Annotated in this window: 1 protein-coding gene; it reads right to left on the bottom strand. The window is 31.6% G+C overall.

What is annotated here, in order from left to right; all coding sequences use genetic code 11:
- Positions 1–141 precede the first annotated feature (141 nt).
- Positions 142–386: PH domain-containing protein (locus tag SB658_RS22220; protein WP_410602360.1), on the bottom strand; the 245-nt coding region annotated here is incomplete at its 5' end.

Raw genomic sequence — 386 nt, 5'->3', positions numbered from 1 at the left:
AACAATTTAATGAAATTGTCGATCCGAAAAAAATGATTGCTCCGAAAGAGTAATAAAAAAGCCGAGATTCTTTAGAATCTTGGCTTTTTTGATATTTATTTTTATGACTTCCATTTGTATTACTACAAGTGCCAAAATATATTATTTGTTAGCAGGCATGTTCAATATTTTCATTTGTGGACAGTTTTCTTTTAAGAGTGAAATGAACTTTTCTTCTTCTTGTGGTACGAAAGTCACAGAATCAAATAAATTGTAATGGATTTCTAATTGCTGCCTAGTCCACTTTTCTGAGCGAAGTGTTTTGCCAGAGTATGTAATGTGGCGAATATCTTCAAATGGAATTTCAGTACGCAGTATGAAACCATATTTTACAACAAGAGAGGATT

Origin of the sequence: Bacillus sp. SIMBA_008 (genome assembly GCF_046535495.1) — a bacterium.
Classification (GTDB): domain Bacteria; phylum Bacillota; class Bacilli; order Bacillales; family Bacillaceae; genus Bacillus; species Bacillus subtilis.
The sequence above is the reverse complement of the archived record's forward strand: the minus strand, read 5'-3'. Positions and strand labels throughout refer to the sequence as shown.